This window comes from Cylindrospermopsis sp. CR12, assembly GCF_001432185.1.
GTDB classification, from domain to species: domain Bacteria; phylum Cyanobacteriota; class Cyanobacteriia; order Cyanobacteriales; family Nostocaceae; genus Raphidiopsis; species Raphidiopsis raciborskii.
On record NZ_LMVE01000037.1, the window covers coordinates 1 to 4,018 of the forward strand.

The 4,018-nt window shown below is 37.6% G+C and carries 6 protein-coding genes; 1 reads left to right on the forward strand and 5 read right to left on the reverse strand.

Features of this window, described 5'->3' with window-relative positions; translation table 11 throughout:
- Positions 1 to 858, reverse strand: an 858-nt coding sequence (locus ASL19_RS04220; RefSeq protein ID WP_152980400.1) for an AAA-like domain-containing protein, incomplete at its 3' end; no start/stop codon positions are given.
- Positions 859 to 1,227: 369 nt separating this feature from the next.
- On the opposite strand from ASL19_RS04220, the gene ASL19_RS04225 reads away from it, so the two are divergent.
- Positions 1,228 to 1,692, forward strand: coding sequence for a DUF29 domain-containing protein (locus ASL19_RS04225; RefSeq protein WP_057177415.1), 465 nt, complete (start codon positions 1,228 to 1,230; stop codon positions 1,690 to 1,692).
- A 154-nt stretch (positions 1,693 to 1,846) separates the two neighbouring features.
- Here the strand turns inward: ASL19_RS04225 and ASL19_RS04230 are convergent, their stop codons facing one another.
- The 4 genes from ASL19_RS04230 to ASL19_RS18490 form a co-directional block, all read right to left on the reverse strand.
- Entirely contained in the window at positions 1,847 to 2,788 is a 942-nt protein-coding gene (locus ASL19_RS04230; protein WP_057177416.1) for a Fic family protein, read from the reverse strand.
- 194 nt (positions 2,789 to 2,982) lie between these two features.
- A complete protein-coding gene (locus ASL19_RS18805; protein ID WP_255356430.1) occupies positions 2,983 to 3,225 on the reverse strand; it encodes a DUF29 domain-containing protein in 243 nt (80 codons plus the stop codon).
- A gap of 4 nt (positions 3,226 to 3,229) precedes the next feature.
- Complete coding sequence (locus tag ASL19_RS18810; protein WP_255356429.1) at positions 3,230 to 3,367, reverse strand: DUF29 family protein; 138 nt, start codon at positions 3,365 to 3,367, stop codon at positions 3,230 to 3,232.
- A gap of 455 nt (positions 3,368 to 3,822) precedes the next feature.
- A partial coding sequence (locus ASL19_RS18490; RefSeq protein ID WP_235528926.1) for a hypothetical protein occupies positions 3,823 to 4,018 on the reverse strand: 196 nt, incomplete at its 5' end.

Consider the following 4,018-nt stretch of genomic DNA (forward strand, 5'->3'; position numbering starts at 1 on the left):
TTGACGAATTATTAATATTTCCTTAGCTGTTAAAATATGTTCTTTGGTAATAGCAATACTTCTATCTTTTACCATTTTTTCTACAATTTCCTTAGCTAAAGCATTCACTAACCAAGGTTGTCCTTGGGTTAAATCATAAGCTGTTTCTATAGCTTCAGGTGTGAAAATTTGCCCAGTTGCTGCTGTATGTTGTTGATATAATTCTCCTACTTCTGCAAGATTAAAATTTCTCATAGTCAAAGAAGCAACTTTTATATTAAAAGGACTAGAAGTATTTAATCTGTCACTACCTCCCGATGCTACTTTATAATCTCGCACATCTCGTAAACCAATTAATCCTACTGATGAGGGAAAATTTTCTGGACGGTTAGGAAAACCATCTCTTAATTGTCGTAAAACTGAAATTAATGTTTGGTCTTGTAAAGAATCAATTTCATCTATAAATAATACTATGGGACGATTTATAGCTTTTGCCCAAGCTGATAAAAAAGCCTTAATTCTGCTTCCTGGTTCTTCCTGTTGCCATTGTTTAATAGGTGGTTGTAATTCTTTGGGTAAGCGGATATTTATTGTATTATACCATGCCCCTAAAATTGCTAATTCTGCGGTGGTAGGATCATGATTAAATGCACTGCCTACTTCTACGGATACCATGACTGCGGCATAATTTCCGCTGTCAGTAAGTTGCTGTGCCAGGGATAACATGGCGGTGGTTTTCCCTGTTTGTCGTGGTGCGTGTAGGACAAAATAACTACGTTGTTGAATTAACGCCTCTAAGTCTGGTAATCTGACTGTGGGAGATAGGACATAGTGGATATCGTTTGAACATGGACCTGCAATATTAAACCAGCGAGTCATGATGATTTTGGTAATAGGTGAACTCTTTAAGTTTACACATTTATTTGGAAATGTTGGAGAATTCACTCCCCTACGGCCAACTTTGTAAAGAAGTGTAAATTAATCCCCATATTTCCTTGACTTAATAAAAAAAATTTGATATAATTAAGTGACACTAGGGTAATTAATAGATAGCTGCCCAAATCTAAATAAAATATAAGCCGAACCATTAAGGTGCAGAGCTTTGACGGTCTACATGATCTCAGTTCGTACCAACCCGACACCCACAGCTACCAGGGTCGAGTGTCAGGGGTTTTCTGTACCAATATTATAAAGTGTAATTTAAAGCACGCTTTAAAATAGCCCAAGCCAACCGCAGGATAAGTAAGAATGCAAACCAAATTATCGCAGGTGCAACCCACCTTATACGACAGTGATTACCATCTCTGGGTACTCGAAACTGTGAAACAACTGGAGAGTCGTGACTTTAACTCCGTTGACTGGAATAACTTAATCGATGAGGTGCGGGATTTGAGTAGACGGGAGAAAAGACGCATGCAAAGTTTGCTCACCCTGTTAATAGAACACCTGCTGAAAAGCACTTACTGGGAGTCAGAAAAACCGACAAATTTAGCGCATTGGCAAGCCGAAATCACTAACTTTCGTAAACAGATCAAAAGAGAATTAAAAGCGAGTCCCAGCCTCAATACCTATCTAAAAGAGATATTTATAGAATGTTATCAAGACGCAAGGGAAATTGCTGCCAGGCGATCTCAATTACCGCTCATTACTTTCCCAGTCGAACCTACTACTGACCTGGAGACAATTTTAAATGAGAATTGGTTTCCGATTTAAGATTTTAGCTTGAAATAAATTCAAATATACCCTAATTAATGCAACAGATGTTGGGTCGTTATTTGCAGAAACTAGACAGTGGTTAATCAAGAGCCAGCGAGATTTTCTGAAATTCTCATTCCCTGTGCTTGCATCTTATCTAAAACATCTTTGCTTATTTTATCAAAAAATTATCAATAAAATTAGTAATTTCCTGATAAAAAACCCGCCCTTTTTCCCTACTACTACTCGCAGTTACTAATAACCTTAAAGTTTCCACTAATGAACTGATAGTAGCATCACAAACCAAATCAAACAACTGATTTAAATCATCTTGGTTTCGTTGTCCATAGGACAAAGCATGAATATAATCATTACGAATTTGATTATTAATCACTACAATAGGGTATCCGGCACGAATTAACAATAAATTCATTAATAATCTAGCCGTTCTGCCATTCCCATCTCGAAAAGGATGGATAGAAACAAAACGATAATGTGCCATGGTTGCATATTCTACAGGATGGAGTGTTAAAGCAGCATCTGAATTGAGCCAGATCACAAAATCTGTCATTAATTGAGACAGTAAATAATGGGGAGGATAAATATAATTTGTCCCTGCTGCCATTACATCTAATTGCCGATAACAACCCGCTTCATCAGGGTGAATTTTCCTCAGAATTAGATTGTGAACTTGTTTAATTTCCCATTCATTAATTACTGTATCTTTTTGTGCTAAACTTTCAATATAGTCAATCGCCTCCTTATGTCCAACTACCTCTAAATGTTCATCAAGAGTCTTCCCACCAATTGTAATTCCTTTGGTTAACACTAACTCAGTTTCACTTTGAGTTAAAGTATTGCCTTCAATGGCATTAGAGTTATAAGTAAAGCGGACATCATACAGCTTTTTGATTTCGGCGATTATTGTTTGGTCAAATGGTCTAAACTCATCTAACCAGGCTTTTAACTTATCTATTTGTTCTAATTTAATCTGGTAATTCATGCTAATATAGTTACTGATTAAAGCAGTTAAGGAAAAATCTGTTTTTTGACTTAAACCAATAACCTGATCAATAAACAGTTCATAAAGCTGAGAATAAGAACTTGTTGGCATCCGTACATTGTCCGACCTTAAATGTTTGCTGATTTTAAAAGTATAGTTGAGATATGATTTACTTGTCAACAGCATCAGATTTTTTGCATAAGTCTAGAGAATATGGCGATTAATTTACATTTCTTTACCGGTTATGCATTGAGTATTTTTGAAGCGAATGCGCTATCACGCTCTATCAGGCCAAAAGTCAGGACTCATGACCTAAATGGACACACTTGAGGAAATTGTTCATCTGGTAAATCAGTTTCGGCGATCGCTAAATCCCTAGCTTCCGACCAGCTTTCATTTAACGCTTCCTGTAAACGGGATTTTAGACCAGGATTTCGCCTCAACAATTTAGCAATAGCTGTGCGTTGAACACAGATAGTTGCTCGCCAACTATTTGTCTGCTTCCAATACTGAATTTGCCATTTGAGCAGATGGGCAATTAGTTGCATCAAACTAGTGATGATTCCCCAAGTCTTCTAATTCCTCAATCAAATGACCTAAATCTAATTGCTCAAATTTCCCTTCCCGTAGCAGGTTAGATTGCTGGTAAACCCACCTATAGAAGTCCTTTTCATAAGTAATTTTACTCATTAACATATGCTCCAATTAGAAGTGGGCCCCTCCCAACTACTATTGGGTTGGGGAATTCACTCCCGGGCAGCTTTGTAAAGAAATGTAAATTAATCGCCATATTCCCTTGACTTATAAAATAAATCTGATACGATTGCCATCAGGCAAGTTATTAGCCGCTCAATACAAATAAGCTAAACCATAAGGTGCAGAGCTTTGACGGTCCGCAGGATCTCAGTTCGTACCAACCAGACTCACCCACAGCTACGAGAGTCGAGAGGCATGGTACTTCTGTCTCAATTTTAACCTATAACCAATAATCACCCACAGCAAAACTGGTCCGATTAAACTCAACGACGTTGTCACCAACCCCGTTGGTTTTCAAAACCGTCCATGAAAGTTTCCCTTCACACAGCTCCTCATGCAATAGCTATATTCTGGAGATAGATAATTAATTTAATACAGCTAATACCAAGTTAATTGTTCTTCATGATTCTTTGCTTCCCCGGTATCGAGGTTTTGCCCCTTAAAAACTGACGTATTGTCGTGATTTTTATTTCTGGTAGCAGGCACTGGGCGTTGCATAATAGAGGTATGAATTGAGGTAATCTACTGTGCATTGTCCAAACTGCGGGTCTTCCAAAATCAGAAAGAATGGCAAACGTCGAGGTA